At 59.7% G+C, this 22910-nt stretch carries 24 protein-coding genes; 12 read left to right on the forward strand and 12 right to left on the reverse strand.

Annotated features, from left to right (window positions below):
- Nucleotides 1-25: 25 nt before the first annotated feature.
- From BM063_RS11035 to BM063_RS11060, 6 genes are all read right to left on the reverse strand, one after another.
- Nucleotides 26-2713: an ATP-binding protein gene (locus BM063_RS11035; protein ID WP_092038954.1), complete on the reverse strand. Its 2688-nt coding sequence runs from the start codon at nt 2711-2713 to the stop codon at nt 26-28.
- A gap of 34 nt (nt 2714-2747) precedes the next feature.
- Nucleotides 2748-3182, reverse strand: a complete 435-nt coding sequence (locus tag BM063_RS11040; protein ID WP_092038956.1) for a hypothetical protein — start codon at nt 3180-3182, stop codon at nt 2748-2750.
- Between the two features lie 12 nt (nt 3183-3194).
- Complete coding sequence (locus BM063_RS11045) at nt 3195-3467, reverse strand: hypothetical protein (RefSeq protein ID WP_092038958.1); 273 nt, start codon at nt 3465-3467, stop codon at nt 3195-3197.
- Between the two features lie 15 nt (nt 3468-3482).
- Complete coding sequence (locus BM063_RS11050; protein ID WP_177199113.1) at nt 3483-4289, reverse strand: conjugal transfer protein; 807 nt, start codon at nt 4287-4289, stop codon at nt 3483-3485.
- Between the two features lie 196 nt (nt 4290-4485).
- Nucleotides 4486-5091 (reverse strand): class D sortase, encoded by a 606-nt coding sequence (locus BM063_RS11055; RefSeq protein ID WP_092038962.1) that lies wholly within the window; start codon nt 5089-5091, stop codon nt 4486-4488.
- A gap of 6 nt (nt 5092-5097) precedes the next feature.
- Complete coding sequence (locus BM063_RS11060; protein ID WP_143085326.1) at nt 5098-5679, reverse strand: hypothetical protein; 582 nt, start codon at nt 5677-5679, stop codon at nt 5098-5100.
- 615 nt (nt 5680-6294) lie between these two features.
- Here BM063_RS11060 and BM063_RS11065 point away from each other — a divergent pair.
- Nucleotides 6295-7242, forward strand: coding sequence for a 4-hydroxy-3-methylbut-2-enyl diphosphate reductase (locus BM063_RS11065; protein ID WP_092038966.1), 948 nt, complete (start codon nt 6295-6297; stop codon nt 7240-7242).
- A gap of 254 nt (nt 7243-7496) precedes the next feature.
- Here BM063_RS11065 and BM063_RS17660 read toward each other — a convergent pair whose 3' ends face one another.
- The 4 genes from BM063_RS17660 to BM063_RS11080 all read right to left on the reverse strand — a co-directional run bounded on the left by BM063_RS17660 (nt 7497) and on the right by BM063_RS11080 (nt 9699).
- Nucleotides 7497-7667 carry a hypothetical protein gene (locus BM063_RS17660; protein WP_177199114.1) on the reverse strand — a complete coding sequence of 57 codons (171 nt, stop codon included), beginning with the start codon at nt 7665-7667 and terminating at the stop codon, nt 7497-7499.
- Between the two features lie 112 nt (nt 7668-7779).
- Complete coding sequence (locus BM063_RS11070) at nt 7780-8526, reverse strand: FHIPEP family type III secretion protein (protein ID WP_092038969.1); 747 nt, start codon at nt 8524-8526, stop codon at nt 7780-7782.
- Between the two features lie 107 nt (nt 8527-8633).
- Complete coding sequence (locus tag BM063_RS11075; protein WP_092038972.1) at nt 8634-9368, reverse strand: 5-formyltetrahydrofolate cyclo-ligase; 735 nt, start codon at nt 9366-9368, stop codon at nt 8634-8636.
- A 13-nt stretch (nt 9369-9381) separates the two neighbouring features.
- Nucleotides 9382-9699, reverse strand: a complete 318-nt coding sequence (locus tag BM063_RS11080) for a DUF1811 family protein (protein WP_177199115.1) — start codon at nt 9697-9699, stop codon at nt 9382-9384.
- Nucleotides 9700-9820: 121 nt separating this feature from the next.
- Between BM063_RS11080 and BM063_RS11085 the strand changes: the two genes are divergently transcribed.
- Complete coding sequence (locus BM063_RS11085; protein ID WP_092038975.1) at nt 9821-10750, forward strand: hypothetical protein; 930 nt, start codon at nt 9821-9823, stop codon at nt 10748-10750.
- The gene (locus BM063_RS11090) at nt 10747-11133 is read left to right on the forward strand and encodes a hypothetical protein (protein ID WP_092038977.1); all 387 of its coding nucleotides are present in this window, start codon (nt 10747-10749) and stop codon (nt 11131-11133) included. Before BM063_RS11085 ends, BM063_RS11090 begins: the two co-directional genes overlap by 4 nt.
- A 525-nt stretch (nt 11134-11658) precedes the next feature.
- Here the strand turns inward: BM063_RS11090 and BM063_RS17665 are convergent.
- A complete protein-coding gene (locus BM063_RS17665; RefSeq protein ID WP_177199116.1) occupies nt 11659-11832 on the reverse strand; it encodes a hypothetical protein in 174 nt (57 codons plus the stop codon).
- A 126-nt stretch (nt 11833-11958) separates the two neighbouring features.
- Between BM063_RS17665 and BM063_RS11100 the strand changes: the two genes are divergently transcribed.
- The 3 genes from BM063_RS11100 (at nt 11959) to BM063_RS11110 (ending at nt 14403) form a co-directional block, all read left to right on the forward strand.
- Nucleotides 11959-12300: a DUF2512 family protein gene (locus tag BM063_RS11100; protein ID WP_177199117.1), complete on the forward strand. Its 342-nt coding sequence runs from the start codon at nt 11959-11961 to the stop codon at nt 12298-12300.
- Nucleotides 12301-12673: 373 nt separating this feature from the next.
- Complete coding sequence (locus tag BM063_RS11105; protein ID WP_092038983.1) at nt 12674-13327, forward strand: ThuA domain-containing protein; 654 nt, start codon at nt 12674-12676, stop codon at nt 13325-13327.
- On the forward strand, nt 13324-14403 hold the full coding sequence (locus tag BM063_RS11110) for a Gfo/Idh/MocA family protein (protein ID WP_092038985.1): 1080 nt from the start codon (nt 13324-13326) through the stop codon (nt 14401-14403). Before BM063_RS11105 ends, BM063_RS11110 begins: the two co-directional genes overlap by 4 nt.
- A gap of 59 nt (nt 14404-14462) precedes the next feature.
- On the opposite strand, the gene BM063_RS11115 is transcribed toward BM063_RS11110, so the two are convergent.
- Nucleotides 14463-14834, reverse strand: a complete 372-nt coding sequence (locus BM063_RS11115; protein WP_092038987.1) for an iron chaperone — start codon at nt 14832-14834, stop codon at nt 14463-14465.
- 528 nt (nt 14835-15362) lie between these two features.
- Between BM063_RS11115 and BM063_RS11120 the strand changes: the two genes are divergently transcribed.
- The 6 genes from BM063_RS11120 (at nt 15363) to xylA (ending at nt 22889) form a co-directional block, all read left to right on the forward strand.
- Nucleotides 15363-17105: an ABC transporter ATP-binding protein gene (locus BM063_RS11120; protein ID WP_092039017.1), complete on the forward strand. Its 1743-nt coding sequence runs from the start codon at nt 15363-15365 to the stop codon at nt 17103-17105.
- Between the two features lie 9 nt (nt 17106-17114).
- Complete coding sequence (locus BM063_RS11125) at nt 17115-18923, forward strand: ABC transporter ATP-binding protein (protein ID WP_425439155.1); 1809 nt, start codon at nt 17115-17117, stop codon at nt 18921-18923.
- A 310-nt stretch (nt 18924-19233) separates the two neighbouring features.
- A complete protein-coding gene (locus BM063_RS11130; RefSeq protein ID WP_143085327.1) occupies nt 19234-19590 on the forward strand; it encodes a hypothetical protein in 357 nt (118 codons plus the stop codon).
- 174 nt (nt 19591-19764) lie between these two features.
- Nucleotides 19765-20538 carry an enoyl-ACP reductase FabI gene (gene fabI / locus BM063_RS11135; RefSeq protein WP_092038992.1) on the forward strand — a complete coding sequence of 258 codons (774 nt, stop codon included), beginning with the start codon at nt 19765-19767 and terminating at the stop codon, nt 20536-20538.
- A gap of 188 nt (nt 20539-20726) precedes the next feature.
- Nucleotides 20727-21128: an adenosylmethionine decarboxylase gene (gene speD / locus BM063_RS11140; protein ID WP_092038994.1), complete on the forward strand. Its 402-nt coding sequence runs from the start codon at nt 20727-20729 to the stop codon at nt 21126-21128.
- 441 nt (nt 21129-21569) lie between these two features.
- Nucleotides 21570-22889 carry a xylose isomerase gene (gene xylA / locus BM063_RS11145; RefSeq protein ID WP_092039021.1) on the forward strand — a complete coding sequence of 440 codons (1320 nt, stop codon included), beginning with the start codon at nt 21570-21572 and terminating at the stop codon, nt 22887-22889.
- Nucleotides 22890-22910 lie beyond the last annotated feature (21 nt).

Below are 22910 nucleotides of genomic sequence, written 5' to 3' on the forward strand. Positions count from 1 at the left end.
TTCCTTCCGGCGCGGGTGCGCACCATCATCCCGCCGCTCCCTTCGTCTCTTCATCCAGCAGCCGGTACGCCTCCTCCAGGGGCAGATTGCGCAGGTGTCCGTATTTTCGTTCCCGCTCCGCCATGGCTTCGGGGCGGGTGTCGAAGGCGCGGAACAGGCGGGGGTTGACCCGGCGCAGATCAAATTTCACCTTGGCCACCCGCTGTTCGACGTCCCGCATGATCCATTCTCCCGCCCCCAGGTTCATGATTTCGGACAGGTTCCGTTCCGTCGGTTCGATCCCGAGGATCTCACAGGCCGACGCCGCTTCCGACTCGTCGCTCACCCGGAAGATGCAGCGGTTGCCCATGTTGGAGCGGATTTCCTCCCCGCCGTCCTCTCCTTCCCGCAATTTGGCCGAGGGATCGATCCGCAGGTCCCGGGCGTTGTGGACGATCATCACCACATCGGCATCCTTGCTCCGGCAGGTGCGGATCAGCTCCCGGTAGGTCATCTGGCCCACCTTTTCGTCCCGCAGCTTGTGCCCTTCCTCGAAGGTGACCGACTTGGCGCTTCCCGGCCGGTTGACGAAGCGCCGTCCCAGGTCGGCGATGCAGGTGAAGACGGCCATGTTTTGCCGGTAGTCGGGGCGGCTCGGATCGGGGAATTGCAGCTCCTGCATCTGGACGATCGTCAGGGGGGAGGAAAGGTCGACGGGATCCTCCTCCCCGCTGCCGAACAGGAGTTGGGCCTTGGTCCGGGTGGCTTGCCGCTTCAGAAAGGATGCCACCCGGTCCACTTCGCCGCGGGCGGCCTCCCGGTTGATGGGGAAGCGGATTTCTCCCCGGAGGAAAGCCTCCAGGTAATGAATGACCCGCATCATGGTCGGCAGGTCGTCGTTTTTCAGGGTTTCGTCGACGGCGTAGCCGATCGCCTGCCCCGCCAGGCTGGTGTCCGGCTCCCCCGCCAGGTAGAGGAGCAGGGTGAGGGCGAAATCCGCCACGTATTGCCGTTCGTTGACGTCCTCCCGCATCCGGGGATCCTTGCCGAGGGCGAGAAGGGGATCCAATTTCCCCTTGTCCCGGACGGAGGTGCTCAGGGAGACCAGGTTCATCAGGGGGCGCAGTTCCGGAAGTTCGAAGCCCCAGGCCCACTTTTCGTCCTTCGGCTCAAAGACGAACTGCCTCACCCCCCGCATCAGGCGGTTGTAAATGAGCCAGTTGGCCAGCATCGACTTGCCCCGGCCCAGCGTTCCCATGATCAGCATGGAGGAGGTGAGGGAAAGCTGGTTGCGGGCCCGGGACTCATCCAGATAGGCGGGCGAACATCCGACGGCGCGCTCCCCGTGCCGGCTGCCCGAAGGAACGGTGATTCCGATGAAGGTTCCGGAGGGATCCCCCACCTCGCTGCAGCCGATGGGCATGAAGGAGGCGATGAATTCGGCGGTGGGACGAACGAAGTAAAAGGAGTCGATCTCCGTTGATCCCGGAAGGGTGTGGCAGTATAGGGTCTTCTGCTTGACGATCGGCACCTCCAGCCGGAGATCGATCTCCTTCATCGCCTGAATCAGCTTCCGGCGCCGCTCCCGGACCATCTTCGGACTTTCTCCCCACACGGTGAAAATCATCTGCGCCCGGAACAGGGGGATCTGCTCCTCCTTCACCTTTTGCCGGAGCTCCTGGTTGATGTCTTTCCGTTCCAGGTCGCGTTCGAAATCGGACAAATCCGTTGAATCGGAATCCCCCTCCCGGGTGGATTCTTTGACGTGTTGGATCTGGCCGGTGATGTACTGGAAGACGTTTTGCAGCTGGGACAGGGCCTGCTCGTGCGGGATCGGTACGGTCCGCACCATCAGTTCCACGGGAAAGTCCAGCTCCCGCACGTGCTGAAAGATTTCCGCCCCGCCGGGAAAACGGAGTCCCCAGGGCAGCCAGGAAAGGGTGAGGTGGGAGAACCAGCCGCTCTTCTGGCCGTCGGGGAACTCCTTGGTCCACTTGACCATCCCCAGCTGTTTTCCGAAGTCCAGGACGACATCGTGGAGTCCCCGTTCCAGATCGGCCCGGGAGGTGTAAATGTAGCCGTCCTGCACGACCAGCTCCATCGGTTCCTCCTGGAAGGGAGGGCTTACGCCCCGGCAGCCGCAGCGTTCGATCAGCCACAGCACTTCGCTTTCGCTGCAGCGCTCGACGCCGGCGTGAAATTCCTGCCGGATGCGTTGGAAGATCTCCTCCTCCGCCTGTTCGAAGCGCTTCCACTCGCTCCAGGGAAGGCGATAGGGTTCGCCGCCGATGATGTCGTCGATGAGGGCCATGGGATCCCGGATGATTTCATAGACGTTGCGGGCGATTTCCTCCCCCAAATTTCCGGTGACCGGTTCCAGGTCGACGGCGAGAAAGAGGGGATGGCGGTAGGGAACCATTTCCCGGATCGCCTCCGCCGTGGCCCGGATGTTTTCCTCCCACGCTTTGAGCCGGTCGGCGGGCACCTGCGGCCGTTCCTTTTCCAGTATGTCCTGGGGGGAATGGGGAACGGGCACCTGCCACCAGGTCAGGGTGTGGGGAAATTCATTGAGGAAGTTGGCCAGATGATCGCGAAGTCCCCGTTTTTCCGCGGAGGAGAGAAACTCGTAGTTCACCTGCGGCACCCGGTAGAAGGCCTGGCCTCGTCCGTCTTTGGTGACCATCAGATTGCCGGAGCGAAAGAGAGCGGGCACCTCAAGCCGTTTCCGTTTCACCTTCAGACCCTCCTTGAGAAAAACGGCGGTCGACTCAACCGCCGCTTTTCTTTCGCTTGTTCCGGACCGGAACGCGTCGACTCAGGATGCGGATCCGTTCCCGACCGGCATCGACGGGTTCCAGATTGCCGGAGACCCTCTTTTCCGTCCGGATGAATTCGATGAGGGAGATGAACCCGTGAACGAGCGATCGGGCCCGGGGTTTGATGAATTTGTTGATCAGGAAGACCAGTCCGACGGGCACTGTGACGTACTGGTTCAGGGGCAGGAGGCTGAGGTCCAGGTACTGATCCAGAACGTAAGCGATCCCTTCAAACAGGAAGAAGAGGATGGCCGTCTGGAAATCCAGCCAAAACCCCTTCAGATATTTTCCGAAGAAGGGAATCCAGATCAGCGACACCCAGACGCGGATCGATCGGTTCCACCCCTCGTGGTAGGAAGGCACCCACTCTTCGTCCATCCGTTGCACGGTTCCACCGCCTCAGAAAAACCCGGCGAAAAATTCGATCGTGTTGCGGAGGGCGTTTTCCTTCAGGATGAAGACTCCGGCGATGGCAGCCCCCGCGATGAAGGCGGGCAATTTGGGACGCGCGCTCTTGACCACCAGCATGGTGAAGAAAATGATCGGAACGATGAGAAAGTAGGCTTGCTCCAGGTTGGGGCGAATCCAGTTCTCAAAGTTGTTGACGAAATTCCACAGTTTGTTCTCCTGGGGGGCCTGCAAGAGCGCGATCGCGAGAAACAACCGATCCATTCTGCTGTCCTCCTTTTACTCCCGCGGGATTTCCGGAATGGTCTTTTTGATCAACCAGCGGTTTCCGCTTTTCTCTGCGCGGAACTCAAAGCTTTGAGGAACCGCCTCTCCATCGATCGTCAGCCGGACCCGGGCGACGATGTGCAGCTCATCCTTCTTCGGCTGGCTGACTTCGATCCTTTCCAATCCCCCGTACTCGGCCTTGAGCGAGGGGGAAAGCACCCGGCGCGGCCGGCTGTCGCTGTAGAGCAAGGCCAGGTCCTGAGGAGTTCCCTTGGTGTATTGCCGGAAGAAAGATTCGACCAGGGAACGGGCTTCCCGGGTGGTGGACGAATCCGTCACCTGGGGGAGGGATTTTTCCTTCGGAGCCTCCGCCGGCACCGGTTCGGGGACGAAGGTCGGAAGGCCGACCACGCCGAACCGGTTCTGGCGGACGGCGACCGGAACCGACAGGTACACGATCTGTCCCTCATCCAGGAGGGCGCGGACGGTGACGGCCACCTTTTCCTTTCCCAGCGGCTTCATATCCCAGGCGATGATGCTTTCCACCTTTCGGGGTTTTCCGAAGGGCGGCGGATCAAAGCCCACCGCGGCAAATTTCTTCGCCTCTTCCAGGTTGCCCGTCAACCAGAAATGGGTGAAATAGACGGCGTAGTTTTCCGCTCCCTTGCGGCTTTCCGGATTGACGGGCTCGTTTTTGTCCGTGGCAGTGCCCGTTGCGGCAGGGGCCGGGGGCGGACGGAGAATGTCGTAGGCTCCCTTGGCTGCGAGGAAGAGGAGGATCGCCGTGATCACGATCATCCGCACCCTTCGCCAGTACACGCCATTTCCCCCTTTCGGCTGAAGTCCCGTGAAGGATGAATCGACGGGGGAGGCGGCCCGCGAAGCGCCTTGCCGCGGCGAAAGGTCGCGGTCTCCCACCGACATCCCGGCTTAAGGGCTGTTCGGGGACGATCTCCGCACTCCGTCGATTTTTTCCATAACGGAAAAGGACAGAGGGCCTCTGTCCCGTGGATCATCAAGGATTGGGATCAATCCTGGTCAATTTTGCTTCGACGAGATATCGCTTGGGGGCATTGCCGACATAGTGAAAGGGATAACAGGTGACGAGCAACAGTTTGGCCTGCCCTTTCCCGTTGGATCGCACGGTGTACGATTTGTCGGCAATCCATGAACGGGTCACCCGGAAGGCGAGCCGTCCCTCCTCCGTTTCCACGTGAATGGAGTCCCCTTTTTCCAGTTCACCGATTTGCCGAAGCCGGGTCTCCCGGTGTCCGCCGATCACCGACGTGTCCGGTTCCCCCGGCAGGACGCTGGTTTCCGCGTGGCCGATTCCCTTGCGGAGCTGGGATTCCCCCGTCCCTTCCACCAGGGGGAATTCCGCACCGATCCGGGGGATGACCAGCTTACCGAACACCTCTCCCCGCTTCGGACGCCGGCCGTATACCACCCATTCGGGAGGATCCGCGTCCGCAGGCGGCGCCGACTCCTTGGAAGTGGGGGCCGAGGCGGAGGCGGGGGCGATTTCCCGGTCCATGTTCCACAGCTGCCAGACTTCCCACAGTCCCAAGGAGAACAGCGCCAGTCCCGTCAGGATCACGAAGGAGAAGATATGCCGCTTCACGGGATGTCAACCCTTGTCGGAGGCCGCTTTTCGCCCCGCCCAGCCGAAGGCCGCCGTAAGCAGGCCGACGATCATCAAAAGGGGGCCGTGGCTGGCGGTTTTCGGCATGGGGGTTTCTTCCGTCCGGGGAAGTTGGCGATCGGTTTGGGAAGAGACCGCAGCCACTTCCTTGGACGGGTTCGCCGTTTCTCCGGGATCGGCCGCTTTTCTTCCGGAATCGGACAGCGACTGCTCCGGCGAAGCCTTTCCGGCCCTTGCCGTCACCCGGTCAGCCTCCGCGTTTCCGGAGGGTTCCCTTCCCTGCGGCTGATTTGCCGGCGGCTGTTTCGAATCATTGGTCGCCTCTTTGGAGGGATTTGCCATCGCGATTCGCGGAACGGTTTGGGGTTCCAGTGCCGGAAAGCCGGGAAGGTCCTTCGGTTCCCGCTTCTGCCGAAGGTCGGAGTTTTCCGCCGGCGTTTCAGAGGAAGATCCGCGCTTCGGTTCGGCGTCCTTCGGCTGAAGCGGTTTCCCCATCGGCCAAGGCAGGTTCGGCTCGGAAGGGGAAGCCTTGGGGCTTGGACGGGCTTTGTCCTGCCGCTTTTTCAAGGCTTTCCGGCCTTTTTCGTCGGATTTCTCGCCGGGTTTTGCTTCGGACGGTTTCGGAGGCTTGGCGGCCGGGGCTTCCCGCGAGAGATCGAAGGGCGGTTCAAGGACCCGCTTCTCCGGCGGCTCGGATTGGGGCGGCTTTGCCCTTTCGACCGGCGCCTTCGGAGGTCCCGGAGCGGGACCGATGGGTGGCTCCTGTGAACCCGCGTAGACGGATGGACTTGCAACCGTCAGGGAGAGGACGGCTGTCAAAATTGAAAGACTTTTCCCTCTCAACGAAAGGACCCCTCCTTACAAAGAACTCCCTCCGTACCTTCCGCCCAAATTCCTTTTTTTTCCTTTTTCAGCGGTATGCGACGAGTTTATCTCTTTAAAGAATCATATAATATTATTCTGATTTTATCAATGGTTATCGATCATTCGGTCAAATAAAAAATGATTTTTGCGTCGCCCTCTCGACGTACAAAATTCGACATTTTTCTGATCCTTTTCCAAATGCCGGAGGTCCCCTTTTCCGGGATGAAGGGCGCTTATTGTCCTTTGTCCGTCCGGTGATATAATAAGGAAGAATCCGCCCCGAAACGGGAGAGGTCGGGGCTGGGAGGGGAAAAGGGAATGGAAGTGGTCAAAATCACCCCCCGGGGTTATTGTTACGGCGTTGTCGATGCGATGGTGCTCGCGCAACAGGTGGCGAAGGATCCCAATTTGCCGCGGCCCATCTACATCCTGGGAATGATCGTGCACAATTCCCACGTGGTGGAAGCCTTCAAAAGGGAAGGCATCATCACGCTGGACGGGGATAACCGCCTTGAGCTGCTGGAGAAAGTGGACAAGGGGACGGTGATTTTCACCGCCCACGGAGTGTCGCCGGAAGTGCGGCGCCGCGCCCGGGAAAAAGGGCTGACGGTGGTCGATGCCACCTGTCCCGATGTGACCCGGACCCACGATCTGATCCGGGAAAAAGTGTCCCAGGGGTATGAGGTGGTCTACATCGGCAAGAGCGGCCATCCCGAGCCGGAGGGCGCCATGGGGGTGGCTCCGGGCCGCGTCCATCTGGTGGAGAAGGAGGAGGATGTGGAGGCCCTCGATCTGAAGGCCGACAAGATTCTGGTCACCAACCAGACCACCATGAGCAAGTGGGATACCGAGCATCTGATGAAAAAGGTGAAGGAGAAATATCCCCAGGCGGAGATCTACAATGAAATCTGTCTGGCGACCCAGCTGCGGCAGGAAGCCGTGGCGAATCAGGCCCGGGGAACGGATCTGGTGATCGTGGTCGGCGATCCCCGCAGCAACAATTCCAATCGGCTGGCCCAGGTGGCCAGGGAGATTGCCGGCGTCGATGCCTACCGGGTGGCCGACGTGACGGAGATCGATCCGGAGTGGCTGAAGGGGAAAAAAAGGGTGGGCGTGACCGCCGGGGCTTCCACCCCGACTCCGATCACCCGGGAAGTGATCCAATATCTGGAGCAGTTTGACGAAAACGACCCCTCCACCTGGGAGGCGAAACGGACGGTGGACTGGAGCCGCTTGCTTCCCCCCGTCCGGCAGAAAAAAGCTTGAAACTTCCTGCGAGGGCTGCGGCCCTCGTTTTTTCTGCAGGCGGAAGGAAAAATTTATATTTTTAATGTTTTTTGGAATCTTTTATAAAAAAGGAAGCGTGGAGGGAAGTGCGAGCCTGTCGCGCCGGGCAAGAGGAGGAAGATCGGCCTTATGTTCTCGTTCCGGCAGCTGAATGATCAAAGGGCCGGAAAGTGCTGGGCCGGCCCGTTCCTTTTATGTCCGGATGGACACCCTTGCGGGGAAGTTCCGGGTCGTCACATCCGCATGCCCGGATAACGGGACATGAGGTAGTCGTAACACTGGTTCATCGTGCCGCGGAACTCCACCCGATGATCCTTTTTCATGGGATTGTACCACTGGAAGTAATTGTCCTCATGGAGGATGGTCGGGGGATATTTGTCGGAATCGCGGATCACATAATACATTGCCTCGCACCTCCTAGGGCTTATTATGTTCAAAAAAATGACAAGATAATCCTTTTCACAAATCAAAAAAGACCTTGCGCATCAAAAAAAGAACCCTCTTCCAGGGGAGGGTTCATTTGACGAAACCGATCACGTTGCCGGTATCCTTTTTCGCCGGGATGCGCCGCTTCCGTTTTTCGGCGATAAATTTGGCGATGGACTCGGGGTGGGGATGGGTCCATCCCGGCGGGGCATACCCTTGGGGAGGGTGGGAAATGTAATAGTCCAGGATGTTTTCCAGAAGTTCCTCGAAGGGGTGGATGGGAATCCGGTCCCGGAGCAGGATTTTGACCACCGACCAGAGAAGGCCCGGCGTCATTCCCCGTTCCTTCAATTCATCGACCAGTTCGGGGACGTGGGACCGAGCCTGTTTCAGCCAGCGGACCGCCAACTCGTAGGTGAACAGTTCATCCACCCGGGAGTGGAGAACGTGGCGCAGGTGGGCGGTGATGATATCCCGGGCCGTTTCCCCTTCCTTGTCGGTCCAGTATCCTTCAATCCGTTTCATCGGATGGATGGCGGGCCGATCGGAAACGTGCCGTTCGGAAAAGCGGAGCGGCGGGTACAGAAGGCCGTCGGCCACGCGCCTTCCCCGGATGCGGATGACGTAACGGTTGGGTTCTTTGGGAGAACCGGTTTTGATCCGGACGGCGGGAAGGTAGACGCCCCGTTCCTTGAGAACCGATTTCCGCAGGTTTTGGATCGTCGCGGCGAAATCGGATTCTTTCATCAGGTATTCATACAGGGTCGGCCCAATCTCCAGCCCGATGGTATCCGCCTTCTGATCTGTATAGGCATCGGACAGACTCCAGTCTGCCATGGAAATCCTCCTTCCTTGCGCAGGGTGCGCCAGCCGATTTCCGCAGGCATTCCGATCCTATCATCCTACTTTATAATATACCCCAATGCGGTTTCCGGGGACCTCATTCAGCCGGAGTCCGGCCTGTCTGAACGGATCAAGGTCCGGATCTCTTCGAGGACAGGCATCGCCCTCAGCTCTTCGTCGGTGACCCGCTCCCAGTCGATCCCGGTCGGTTTGGGATAAGGGGACCGGGTGGCGATCGCGTCCCGTTCGGTCACAATCCAATCGACGGTGAGATCGAAGGGTTCGAAGGGGATTTCCTCCTGCACCACCTGGAGGGAATGGACGGTGGTGATCACGGGAACGGGGGGATTGCCCAATTCCCTGAGAATGGCATATTCCCGGTCGGCGTATCCTTCTCCCTTTCCCAGCCGCCGACCGTCCCGGTGCACGGCGACGGAGCCGACGACGATCAGGTCGACGGGCGGGAGGTCCGACAGGGGCAGCTCCCGCCCGTATTCCCGGAGATGGGAGAGGCTGGCCGCCCGTCGCTCCTCGCCGGGAGGGACCCATTCCGGACGCACCTGGACGAACCCGGCCTTCAGCCGGGGCGTGGGAACCAGGAGAGTTTTTCCGTCCTTCAGCACCTGGGCGCGAAGGGGGAGTTGGGACGCGTCCGGATTTACTTTCACCGTCTTCGCCTTTCGGTAGATTTCCAGTCCGGCCACCCGGTGGGCCGCCCGTTCAGCTCCCTGAAAATTGGGAATCCGGCCGACCAAAGGAAGAGGAAAACGGCCGACCCGGGCCTCTTCCATCGCCTTCCACACGCTCATTCGAATCGCCTGCTTGTCCGCGGTCATCGCTTTTTTCCCCTCAATCCTCCGGCCCCAAGGGTTTCAAGATGCCGATCGGAAGGGCGACGGGTTCCGCATCTCCCTCCCAATGCCCCCAGGCCATGACCCCCCTGAGATATTCCACGAAAAAGGGCTTGTCGGAGCCTTCGACCTCGTATTTTGCGCCGGGTCGGATCTGATTGGGATCGGTCAGATACGATTTGGCCAGGTTGATCCGTTGGCGGAGGATCTCCAGTTCGCTTACGAAACCGTTCCGCCGGGCCCGACGCATTTCCTCTTCGAGCCGCTCGATCTCCCGCCGGAGTTCTTCCCGATTCATTTCGCTGAAAAGGCGCATCGCGAATCCCCCGCGTTGATGTCGCTGAATGTTATGATAGTATATTGAGCGATATTCCTCAACACCGGCGCAGACAGTGGTAAAATAGATAGATAACCGACGAGGGGAAGAGGGAAACGGAATGTCGGTCATCATGTTGTTTATCGATGGCGTCGGCCTGGGCGACGAGGCGTCTGACAATCCTTGGTTCGCTTTGCCGACCCCCCACCTGGACCGCCTGTTGGGGGGAAGATCCCTCACGCGGCGCGCCGTCGGGCGCCCGGCGGAATCGACCCTGCTGCTTGCGACGGATGCCACGCTGGGAGTCGCCGGCCTCCCCCAGAGCGCCACGGGACAGGCGACCATCTTCACCGGCCGGAACGCGCCCGCGGCGATGGGAAGGCATCTGAGCGGACTTCCCTTTCGCAGGCTGCGGGAATGGGTGCAGCGGGACAATGTGTACCTGCAGTTTGAGGGCCGGGGAAGAAGGGCCACGTTTCTCAACGCCTATTCGGAGGAATATTTCAACCTTCCGACGACGCGCCGGGGCTGGGTGTCCGTTTCGACCGCAGCCATCCAGAGCGCCCGCGAACCGCTGCGCATGATGGAGGATTTGCGCGCGGGGCGCGCCGTGTATCACGATCTCACCCGGAGGACGCTGGCGGAAAGGCGGCCGGACATCCGGGAGATTTCCCCGGAGGAAGCGGCCCATCACGCCCTGGCGACGGCTTGGGATTACGATTTGGCCGTCCACGAGTTTTTTCTCAGCGATCTGGCGGGTCACAGGCTGGATACCGAACTGATGACCTGGGTGGTGAATACTTACGACCGCTTTCTCGGCGAACTGATCCGTCAGAAGCGGGAGGAAGACGTGGTGGTTCTGGTGAGCGACCACGGCAACAGCGAGGATTTTCGGGTAAAAACCCACACGATGAATCCGGTTCCCACATTGATCGTCGGTCCTTCCCGGCTGCTGGATGCCATCGAATCCGACGGATGGGACCTGACAGCGATCGCTCCTCTCCTGATCCGCATGGCTGAGGGAGTGAACGAGGAAGGGGAGAGAACATGACGGAACGCTACATTCCCCGCGTGCGGGAGGCGGCCATCCCCGAAGACGGGGCATGGGCGGAGTTGGAAAACGAGAACGTGCTCGTGCTGTCGATTCCCGAATGGGCGGAGACGGTAAAGCGCTCCTGCAGGGGATATCGATATGTTTGGCTGTATGACCGGGAGAAGAGGACATACATTTTCTGCTTCCGCCTGGAGGACGGGACGGAGCAGGCCGTGGCCTTTCCGAAGGATCATGCCGGGCTGCTCCTGCAGGACGGCCGGGCCTACGAACCCTTCTCCATCCTGATCACGTCCCGGCCCCTGGCCGAAGCGGATGACGACAGCCCGTCGCTCCTCCTTCGAAAAGTGAGGCTGAAACGCCACCCGGAGGCGGGATGGTGAGGGGAGGCCGGGTTTCAGGGGGGATGCCCGGACTGGGAAAATCGAACCGGACGGAGAGGGCGGCCGCCCTTTTTTGTGTGCGTCGCGAACCGTGACGGAAAAGGCCCGGGAAGTCCCCGGGCCTTTTGAAACCGGTTGGATGTTTCGCGCCTTCCGGGAAGTCGCCTCCCGCCCGAAAGGGACACGGGTCCTGCCCGGATGAGCACCTCCCGATCTCCACCCGTCTTTTGCCCGGCCCCTCCTGGATCCCGTATCCGGAGCGACTGAGCCCCATCTGCGGGGGCCCGCAGGCGCTCAAGGGCCGCCGGGCAGGGAGCGGGGATAGGAATCCCTGCCGATGAGGGCACGGCGGGGGTCCGGAAGGCGATCCGACGATGCCGGCGGGAAAGGAGCGGCTCAGGCGGTTTTCCTCAAACAGACAAAGGCGGCGTTGGGACAGGCAAACGACGATGCGGGGCATAAAACCAAACTCCTTTTTCCCATTTTATGGGGAAAAGGAGTTTTTTTCGGTCTTCGGTTTTGAGCCTACACCTCGTCGATATCGTAAGGGGATTCTTCCGCGTTCTGTTCCGGCTCTTCACCCTTCAGCCGATCCAAGAGCTGTTTGTATTCGTCAAATCGGGCATAGGGGGGCTGGGTTTCTATCACCTTTTGCAGAGCCCGAATCACCAGCAGACGCTCTTTGGGATCGAGGAACAAGGATGTCCCCTCCTCGGCGGCCGGATTTTTTTCTAGTCTTCCCCGAAAGAGGCGCAAAGAATACTGGATGAAACCATTTTTGGAAATACTTTCAAATAACATCCTGTGGGGAAGGTAGGAGAATTCGTGAACGGGTTGCTGAAATTTATTCTCTACAGCGCCATCCTGTACACCGTGGACTTTCTCTCCGCCGAATTTCACTACGAACCCCGGTGGCTTCCGGCGCTGGTGGCGCTGTTTTTGGCCGTCGTGGGCCATTTCGCGGACCGCTGGGTGCTCCCTTGGACGGGGGATCCTCTGGCCGTTCTGCTGGGAGGAGGATTCATGGTTTTCACCCTCTGGGGGGCGGCCCATCTGTTTCCCGGATCCGAGGTGACTCCGGACGGGGCCTTGCTGGCCGGAGTTTTGCTGGGAATCACGGAGTACGGATTGCACCGTCTTATGAGGGGGGCCTCCTCTTCCAAATGAAGGCAGTCGCTTCCGCCGCACCGGGGCCGGGGGAGGCGGCGGCCGCACGCTCCGGCCGAAGCGGCAGGGTCCGCGCGCCCGGGTCCGGCGATGCTTTTTCAGGAGGGCCCGGTCAGGGCAAAGGCTGTGACGGATTTGCCGATCCCCGGTTTTCGGGGGTTTTTCATGGTGTTGGAACGGATGGACCCGATTTGTGTATTGACTGAACAAAGGAAAAATGATACAATTCGTATAAAATTATTAAAAATTTTTGTATATTCGACCGATCCGGGTCCCGAGGATTTCAGGGAAATTGAGGGGCGCGGGACCGATGAAATGGGCATCTCGGATGCTTGCAGTCCCCTCTTCAGCGGCGATGAAGGGAGGAACGGGGATGGAGAAGGAAAGGGCGCTGATCTTTCAGGGAGGATGGCCGGGGCACCGACCGGAGGAAGTGGCCCGGATGCTGGAAAGATGGCTCACCGACGAGGGCATGGAGGTGGAAGTGGCGGACACCCTGGACTGCCTGCTGGATCGAGAAAAACTTCGGGATACGGATCTCGTCATTCCCAACTGGACCATGGGTCGCATCGGGGACGAAGCGCTGAAAAACCTGACGGAGGCGGTGGAACGGGGGACCGGTCTCGCCGGCCTCCACGGAGGCATGGGGGATGCCTTCCGGGAGGCGACCGAATTTCAGTATATGGTGGGGGGGCAGTTCGTCGCTCACCCGGGAGGGGATTCCGTCGCCTATCGGGTGCGCATCGCGGACCGCAGCCATCCAATCACTGAAGGGCTCTCGGATTTCGACGTGGTTTCCGAACTGTACTACATGCACGTCGATCCGGCCATCCGGGTGCTGGCGGAGACGACGGCCCACAACGGAGCGGCGATGCCTGTGGCCTGGGTCAAATCCCACGGGGAGGGCCGGGTTTTTTACTGCTCCCTCGGTCACACCCCGGACGTTCTTCGCATCGAGGAAGTGAAGACCATGGTGGTCCGGGGAATGAAGTGGGCTTCCCGGAGGGGAAAGGAGCGGCGCGGATGAGGATCGGCATCGTGGGATGCGGCAACATCAGCGGGATCTATCTGGAAAACCTCCTCCGGACCGCCGGGGTGGAGGTGGTGGCCTGTGCGGATCTGGAGGCGGAGCGGGCCCGGGAAAAGGCCGCCCGTTACGGAATCCCCGTCGCCTGTGACGTGGAGGAATTGCTCGGCAGTCCGGACGTGGATCTGGTTCTGAATTTGACGCCTCCCCGGGCCCACGCCGCCGTCAGTCTGGCGGCGCTGGAGGCGGGCAAACACGTCTATTCGGAAAAGCCATTGGCGGTGGATCCGGAGGACGGGCGCCGCATCCTTTCCCTGGCGAAGCGGAGGAACCTGCGCGTCGGCTGTGCCCCGGACACCTTTTTCGGGGCGGGGCTTTCCACGTGCCGGAGGCTGCTTCGGGAGGGAGCGATCGGCCGGCCGGTGGCGGCCTCGGCCTTCATGATGAGCCGCGGCCCGGAGCGCTGGCATCCCGATCCCGGCTTTTTCTATGAGCCGGGGGGAGGTCCGATGTTCGACATGGGGCCGTACTATCTGACCGCCCTGGTGGTTTTCCTGGGTCCCGTCCGCCGGGTCACGGGGTCGGCTTCCATCTCCTTTCCCGAGCGGGAGGTGGTCGGCCCGGGAGACAAGCCGCGGAGATTTCCCGTTCACGTTCCCACCCACGTGACGGGGGTGCTCGATTTTGCCGGCGGGGCGGTGGGCACGATCATCACCAGCTTCGACGTGTGGAGCTCCACCCTGCCCCACATCGAGATTTACGGGGAGGAGGGAACCCTGGTGGTGCCCGATCCCAATCGGTTCGACGGCGTCGTCCGCCTCCGCAGAAAGAACGACCGAAACTGGCGGGAAATTCCGGAGGAGGGTCCGTACCGGGAGAACAGTCGGGGGGTCGGTCTGGCCGACATGGTCCGGGCGATCCGGGAAAACCGCCCCCATCGGGCCAGCGGGGAGCTCGCGCTCCATGTGCTCGACATCATGCACGAATTGCACCAATCCTCCCGGAGCGGCATGCACCGAGAGATCGATTCCGGGTTCGTTTTCCCGTGGGAAAAGGAGGATGGGCGTTTGCCGTAAGCCCCGAAGGGGCGGCTTCCGGAAAGGGGTGCGTTTCCGCCGGGGAAAACCCCTGCGTCCTATTTCCGCCAAAAGGTTGTGCAGTCCGCCTTGTCCCGAAGGTTAAAATCGATCAGTTTTTCCAGCAGGGCATAGGGGACGGGCCGATCCCAGGGGAGGCGGATGATGTTTTCCGTGCAGTCGTAGCCGGCCTTCTCGATGTCGCCCTTCGCATGGGCGATGGCCTCCTGTTCGGGGGCGACCGCCGCATGTTTTTTTGAAATGCTGAATCCGATGATAAAGGTACCGTGATCCGTGAACATCGGTTGATTCCATTTGATTGTCGGTTGGAGATTCGGATATTTGTCCCTTATCCAGTTGAAAATCTCTTCCATTCTCTCCCGGTGCGACGGATTCTCGATCCAGGCCAAATACTCGTCAAGGGTTTTCATGACTTCATCTCCTCATCCGGCGACCCTCGGCTCCTTTCCGGGGCTGGCAGGTGCCGCCTTTTTGGGTGCAGGTCTTGTGCTCCATTCTCCCCGGACGCCCCTTTCTCCTTGTATTATTGGCGCAAAGGGCGGGTTACACATCGCGACCGTCTTTCCGCGGGGCAAACCTTCTCCCGGCCCTTCGGCCGCGGGTGTCCGGCGGCTTTGAAGGCGCGTCTTGAAAAAAGTGCGGGGGTTCATGCAGGAGGAGCCGCGCGAAGGCCCGCCGTCCGGTTCCGGGGCATAGGCCGAAGGGGCCGTCTCCGCTTTTTTTTGAGCGGGGCAACACGATCTGGCCGTTTGCAGCCCTGACGGTTTTTCGAGAAAAAGGGAATCCCCGGAAGGTCTTTTTCCTTCGGCTGCCGAATATTTCTGGACCTGAAAACATTGGCGGGCCAAAGGAGTGGGCATCCATGTGATCGTTTGGAAGCCGGCCGAAAAGAGGGGGAATCAGCCCAAACGACCGTGAACCAAAGGAGATGCATGCCCTTGGAAACCTTCAAGCGGTTGAAACGGTTTTACTGGCCCTTCAGAGGGTATTTTTTCGTTTCCCTTTCCGCTCTTCTTTTGGTGACCGGGCTGACGATGATCTATCCCTTCGCCCTGAAGGTCACCATCGACGAGGTGATCGGCGCGGGGCGTTACGAGTGGGTTCCCTGGATCGCCCTGGGCTTTGTGTTGTTGATGCTGGTCAAGGCCCTGGCCGCCTTTGTGCAGCAATATGCCGGGGACCTGTTCGGCATCCGGACGGTTTACGAGCTCAGGAACGCCCTCTATCGGAAGCTGGAGTCCCTTCCCTTCCGGTTTTACGACAACGCCAAGACCGGCGATCTCATGTCCCGGCTGACGGCCGATGTGGAGGCGTTTCGCTTCTTCCTTTCCTTCGGTTGCGCCCAGTTCCTCAACTTTCTTCTCCTGCTGGGCTTCGGTCTGGGGGCGATGGTGTACCTCCATCCGCGGCTCGCGGCGGTCACCCTTCTGGCGATGCCCTTTCTTTCCGTCACCGTCTTTCGGTTCGACCGGAAAGTGCATCCCGCCTTTCTGGGGGTGCGCAGGTCCTTTGCGCATCTCACCACCAAGGTGCAGGAAAACATCAGCGGCATGCACACGGTGAAGGCCCTGGCCCGGGAGGACCTGGAGATTTCCAGGTTTGAGGATCGAAACCGCCGGTACATGGAGGCCAACCTGGAGGCGGCCCGCATCTGGAGCGCCTATTTTCCCCTGATGGAGCTGATCGGAAACATCAGCGTGGTGGTGCTGCTCGCCTACGGGGGATGGCTGGTGATCCGGGGGGAGCTGCTGTTGGGGGAGCTGGTCGCCTTTTTCAGCCTGGTCTGGTATATCATCGGCCCGCTGATGCATTTGGGGTTCATCATCAACACGTATTCCCAGTCCAAGGCGGCCGGTGAGCGGATTTTGGAAATCCTGGATGCGCCCGAGGAGATCCAAAGCCCTCCGCAGGCGGTGGTTGCGGAGCGCATCCGGGGCCATGTCCGGTTTGTGAAGGTTTCCCACCGGTATTCCCCGGACGGGGAATGGGCCCTCCGGGAGGTTTCCTTCGACGCGCCGCCGGGGAAGGTGATCGGGCTCATCGGGGCGACGGGAGCGGGAAAGACGACGCTCATCCGGCTGATTGCCCGCTTTTACGATCCCACGGAGGGGGAGGTCCTCGTGGACGGCCGGCCGGTCTCGGAATACGATCTTCAGTTTCTGAGGCGCCACATCGGCGTGGTGTTTCAGGATACCTTCCTGTTTTCCTCCACGATTCGCGACAACATCGCCTACGGTCGTCCCGACGTCTCCATGGAGCAGGTGATCCGGGCGGCCAAGCGGGCCCAGGCCCACGACTTTATCTCCGGCTTTCCGGACGGTTATGACACGGTGCTGGGCGAGAGGGGACTCGGCCTGTCCGGCGGACAGAAGCAGCGGATCGCCATCGCCCGGGCGCTGGTGACGGAGCCTTCGATCCTGATTCTGGATGACGCCACCAGCGCCGTGGACATGGTGACGGAGTCCCGCCTCCAGGAAGCCCTGAAGGAGGCCATGCGGGGAAGGACGACCTTCATCATCGCCCACCGCATCTCCTCCGTCCAGCACGCCGACGAGATTCTCGTGCTGGACCGGGGGCGGGTGGCGGAGCGGGGCACCCACCGGGAGCTGTTGGAGCGCGGGGGCATCTACCGCCGCATCTACGACATCCAATTCCGGGACCGGCACGCCGTGCCGCTGTGAGGAGGGGAAGTGGCCGTGGAAACGCCTGTGCGGGAGCGCTTTCGGTACGCTCCGGAAACGGTGATCGAGAAACCCTTCAACTGGGCGCTGATGGTCCGGCTGCTGTCGTATGTGAAGCCTTACGCCGGGACGCTGCTGCCCCTGGCGCTCCTGGTGATGGCCCTGTCGACGGCGGTCCGTCTCTTCGCCCCCTACACCATCAGTCTGGCCATCGACCAGGCCCTGATGAAAAGGGACGGACCGCTCCTGGCCGCCTTCGTGGGGATCATCTCCGGCATGTACCTGCTCAACTGGATTGCCAACTCCCTGCGGATCCGCTGGATGAACCAATTGGGGCAATCGGTCATCTTCGACCTTAGGAGGGAGCTTTTCAACCACATCCAGCGCCTTTCCCTCCGGTTTTTCGACGAGCGGTCGGCGGGGTCGATCCTGGTGCGCATCACCAACGACATCAACTCCCTGCAGGAGTTGCTCACCAACGGGATCGTCAACGTGATCATGGACGTCGCCCTGTTGTGCGGGATCGTGATCGTGATGACGGTGCTCAGCCCCGGCCTGACGGCGGCGGTCCTGGTGGTTCTCCCCCTGATGTTCCTGATATCGATCAAGCTGCGGCGCTTGATCCGCCGTTCCTGGCAGCGGGTGCGCATCCGGCAGTCGGTGCTCAATTCCCATCTGAACGAAAGCATTCAGGGGATGCGGGTCACCCAGTCCTTCACCCAGGAAAAGGAAAACATGGAGTATTTCCGCCGGCTGAACCGGGACAACTACAAAGCCTGGAGGGATGCAACCCGCAAGAGCGCCACCTTTCGTCCCTTCGTGGAGATGACCGGGGCGGCGGGCACCGCCATCTTGATCGGTTTCGGGGCGTATCTCATCCAACAGGAGGCGATCACCATCGGCGTGTTTGTCGCCTTCGCCTATTATCTGGGCAACTTTTGGGAACCCATTTCCCGGCTGGGGCAGGTGTACAACCAGCTCCTGATGGCGATGGCCTCCACGGAGCGGATCTTCGAATTCCTGGACCATGAGCCCTCCGTTCCGGAGAAAAAAGATGCCGCCGACCTTAAGGAGGTCCGGGGGCATATCCGGCTGGAGAAGGTGGTCTTTTCCTACGACGGCAAGAGGAAAGCGCTGGACGGGATCGATCTGGAGATCCTGCCCGGGCAGACCGTCGCCCTGGTGGGGCACACGGGATCGGGCAAAACGTCGATCGTCAATCTGATCTGCCGTTTCTACGACCCCGACGGGGGACGCATCACCCTCGACGGCCGCGATCTGCGGGATCTCCGCCTGGACAGCCTCCGCCGCCGGGTCAGCATCGTCCTGCAGGATACCTTCATCTTTTCCGGAACCATCATGGAGAATATCCGCTTCGGGCGGCCGGAGGCCACCGACGAGGAAGTGCGGGCGGCGGCCGAGGCGGTGGGAGCCGACGCCTTCATCCGGGATCTGCCCAAGGGGTATGAGACGGAGGTGGAAGAGCGGGGCAGCGTGCTGTCCGTCGGCCAGCGGCAGCTGCTCTCCTTTGCCCGCACCCTGTTGGCGGATCCCCGGATCCTGATCCTGGACGAGGCCACCGCCGGCATCGACACGGAGACGGAACTGAGAATCCAGCGGGCGATGAAAACCCTGCTTTCCGGTCGGACCGCCATCGTGATCGCCCACCGGCTGTCCACGATCCGGGATGCCGACAAGATCGTCGTCCTGGAACGCGGGAAGGTGATCGAACAGGGGACCCACGAGGAACTGATGGCGCGGCGCGGGGCGTATTTCAACCTGGTCCGGGCCCAGTTCCGGGCACCGGGGGCGGAATGAAGATCATTTCTTTTGGAGGCGGGAGCGTACGGATGAGAAAGCGGATGGCAATACTGGTCATAGGCATCGGTGCGGTATTGTCCTCCCGTGAAAGCGGGCAATCCTTCTCCAAAGAGATGGGGGCGGAAAGTCTTCCCAAAAGGTTGGAAGGCGGAGTGGGGGCAAAGCGCGGGAACCGATGCGCGAGGGGGATTGGATCGAGACGGAAAAAGGAAAACGACAATGGGTCCGAAGGATTACGTGGGGGGGGGGGGGGAAACGTTTCCGGGGGGCCCCATGCGCCCAAAGCAGGAATCGATGGAATTTCTCGGTGGACGGGTTTGAGCCTTTCAGCGGAGGTTGCAGAAATGGAGCCTGCACGGGGGAGGAAGTTTACATCCTGCGCCTGTTTTATAAAGTGGAAGGTGGCGGGGAGGAGAAGCTTCGCTGGATGCCGGTTGAACGGTTGAAGCTATTTAGCGGCGAAGCGGTCGATGTGGCCGAAAGGGACTTCATTGCTTCCAAATTGGAATTTGAGGGCCGTACAGAGCGGGGCATCGAGCTGCGTCTTCCCCTGTGCCGGCCGGTCGAGGGCGCGGAAAGCCTGTCGGTGACCACCGGAATCCTCTGCACCTCCAAGGCAGGATCATCTCCCAAAGGCGGGAATTCGCGTTTTCGCTGGGCGTGAAGAGAAAAGAAGAAGATGGCAAACCCGATTCCGGAGCGCTCAATTGACATCCCCAGGCTTTTCCGCTACGCTGGAATATGGATTTATTAGCAGGTACTAAATCGGAAATCCGCCGGTATCTCGTGATCCTTCAGACGAGCGAATACATACAATGAGAAGGGAGAATCGTGAACAATGACCAAATTGTTGGAGGGCAAGCGCGTAGTGATCATGGGGGTGGCCAACAAGCGGAGCATCGCCTGGGCCATCGCCCAGAGCCTGCACAACCACGGCGCGGAGCTGGCCTTCACCTACCAGGGAGAGCGGTTGGAACGGCGGGTGAGGGAATTGGTGGAGGCGGAGATGCCCGGCTCCCCCATGTTTGAGTGCGACGTCACCTCGGACGAACAGGTGCGCTCCGCCTTCGACAGGATCGGCGAAGTCTGGGGTCGCATCGACGGGCTGGTGCACTGCATCGCCTTCGCCAAGGCCGAGGATTTGGAAGTGCCCTTCGTGGAAACGTCCCGGGACGGTTATGCCCTCGCCCAGGACATCAGCTCCTACTCCCTGGTGGCCTGCGCCCGGGCGGCCAAATCCCTGATGACCGAAGGCGGCAGCATCCTCACGATGACCTACATGGGATCGGAGCGGGTCATCCCCAACTACAACGTGATGGGTGTGGCCAAGGCGGCCCTGGAGGCCAGCGTCCGCTATCTGGCTTACGACCTGGGGCCGTCGGGAATCCGGGTGAACGCCATCTCGGCCGGCCCGATCCGCACCTTGGCGGCCAAGGGCGTGAAGAACTTCAATTCCATGCTGCACATCGTCGAGGAGCGTTCGCCTCTCCGCAAAACGACGGATCCCGCCGAAGTGGCGGACACCGCCCTGTTCCTGATCAGTCCCCTGTCCCGCGGAATCACCGGCGAAGTGATCCATGTGGACGGCGGTTACAATATCATGGGGATGTAAGTTAGAAATTCCTCTTGAACTCCCCTATAAAATGTGATACGGTTATATGCGTCAATCTGAGTCAGTAGGATCCAAGATTCACTTAAAGGGTTGGGACCTCCGAGGACTAACCTTCCCCCGTGGTGAATGAGCAGATCCTAGCTTAAATTGGCTCAACGCAAATTTTTGCTAGGAAGGGGGCCGGAAGGATGGAGTATTCCACTTTCGGAAGACATGTGGCGATGGATGCGTGGGGCGTCGATTATCATCTGCTCAACGACGTTACCCAGCTGGAACGGCACCTGGTGACGGCTGCCGAAAAGTGCGGAGCGACGGTGCTGTCGGTGCAGTCCAAAAAGTTTGAGCCGCAAGGAGCCACCGTGCTGGTTCTCCTGTCCGAGAGCCATCTTTCGATTCACACCTATCCGGAAAAAGGCTTTGCCGCACTCGACTGTTATACCTGCGGGTATACCGTTGATCCGATGGTGGCCATTCAGTACCTGATGGATGTACTGAAACCGACACAAGCATTTCCCAAGGTGCTACGAAGAGGCGACGGTCCCATAGAGGTTGTCCAACCTGAATTTCCGAAAAGTGAAGTCGCCGTCTGAATCCGAAGAACTGAATTTTCGCCTCCGTTCCCGGGAGAACGGAGGCTTCTTTGATTTTGCGGGAAGTTCCGGCCCTTGACGGGTTTTGCAATGAAAAAACCGCATGAGGCTCCGCCTCCTGAAACCCGACTATTGGGAAAATGGGGACAGTTCATTGACGCCGCGCGGCACCAAACGATATCATTGGTTTAATAACAAAACAAATATGGGGATAAGGGATTGTCCGCCGAAAACCGGCGGTCCGTCGAAGGTTTCTCTTCGGTTCCGGGGTTGTGGCGCAGGGGGTGGCAGTGAAAATGATCCGGTTCCCAAATGATGAACAATGCGTGACTTTTAAAAAGAAGTGAGGTTCTTTCGATTGACACCGCTTCCATGGGCGACATAAAATTAGTTTAGAAGGTGAACAAACAAAGGGAAATCGAAAGGAAAGGAGAAATCGCCATGAGTTATTTCCCAAACGTTGACAAGGTCAAATATGAAGGTCCCGATTCGACCAACCCGTTGGCTTTCAAATACTACAACCCCGAGGAAAAAGTCGGCGACAAGACGATGAAAGAAATCCTCCGCTTCAGCGTTGCCTACTGGCATACGTTTACCAATGAATTGTCCGATCCGTTCGGGGTTGGAACCGCCATTCGCCCCTGGGACAAATACACCGGCATGGATCTGGCAAAGGCCCGGGTGGAGGCCGCCTTCGAGTTCTTTGAAAAGCTGGGCGTGGAATATTTCTGTTTCCATGATGTCGATATCGCTCCCGAAGGCAGCACTTTGCGGGAAACAAACAAGAATCTGGACGTCATCGTCGCCATGATCAAGGACTACATGAAAGACAGCAATGTCAAGCTGTTGTGGAACACGGTCAACAATTTCACCCATCCGCGGTTCGTCCACGGTGCCGCCACTTCCAACAACGCCGATGTGTTCGCCTATGCCGCGGCCAAGGTGAAAAAAGGGCTGGAAGTCGCCAAGGAACTCGGGGCGGAGAACTACGTGTTCTGGGGCGGACGGGAAGGATATGAAACCCTGCTCAACACGGACATGAAGTTGGAACTGGACAACCTGGCGCGTTTCCTGCACATGGCGGTGGATTATGCGAAAGAAATCGGTTTTGACGGTCAGTTCTTGATCGAACCCAAGCCGAAAGAACCGACCACCCATCAGTATGATTTTGACGTGGCCAGCGGATACGCTTTCCTGCAAAATTACGATCTGGTGGACCATTTCAAATTTAATATCGAGGCGAACCATGCCACCCTTGCCGGCCATACGTTTGAGCACGAACTGCATTATGCGCGGATCCACGGCATGCTGGGATCGATTGATGCCAACCAGGGTCATCCGCTGTTGGGCTGGGACACGGATGAATTTCCGACGGATTTGTACGCCGTAACGTTGGCCATGGTGGAAGTGCTGAAAAACGGTGGTCTGGGACGAGGCGGTCTCAACTTTGACGCCAAGGTGCGCCGGGGATCCTTTGAACCGGAAGATTTGTTCATCGCGCACATTGCGGGAATGGATACCTTTGCCGTCGGTTTGAAGGTGGCGCATCGGCTGCTGAAAGACGGGGTGCTGGATCAGGTTTTGGAAAAGCGGTACCGCAGCTTTACCGAAGGAATTGGCAAGGAGATCGTGGAAGGAAAAGCCGATTTCCACAAACTGGAACAGTATGTGCTCGACTTGACGGAAATCAGGAACGAATCGGGGAGGACCGAAGAGATCAAGGCGACCATCAACCGGTATTTGCTGAATGCGCTTAAATGAGGTGTGAAAAAAGGACGAATG

This window comes from Planifilum fulgidum, assembly GCF_900113175.1.
Lineage (GTDB): Bacteria > Bacillota > Bacilli > Thermoactinomycetales > DSM-44946 > Planifilum > Planifilum fulgidum.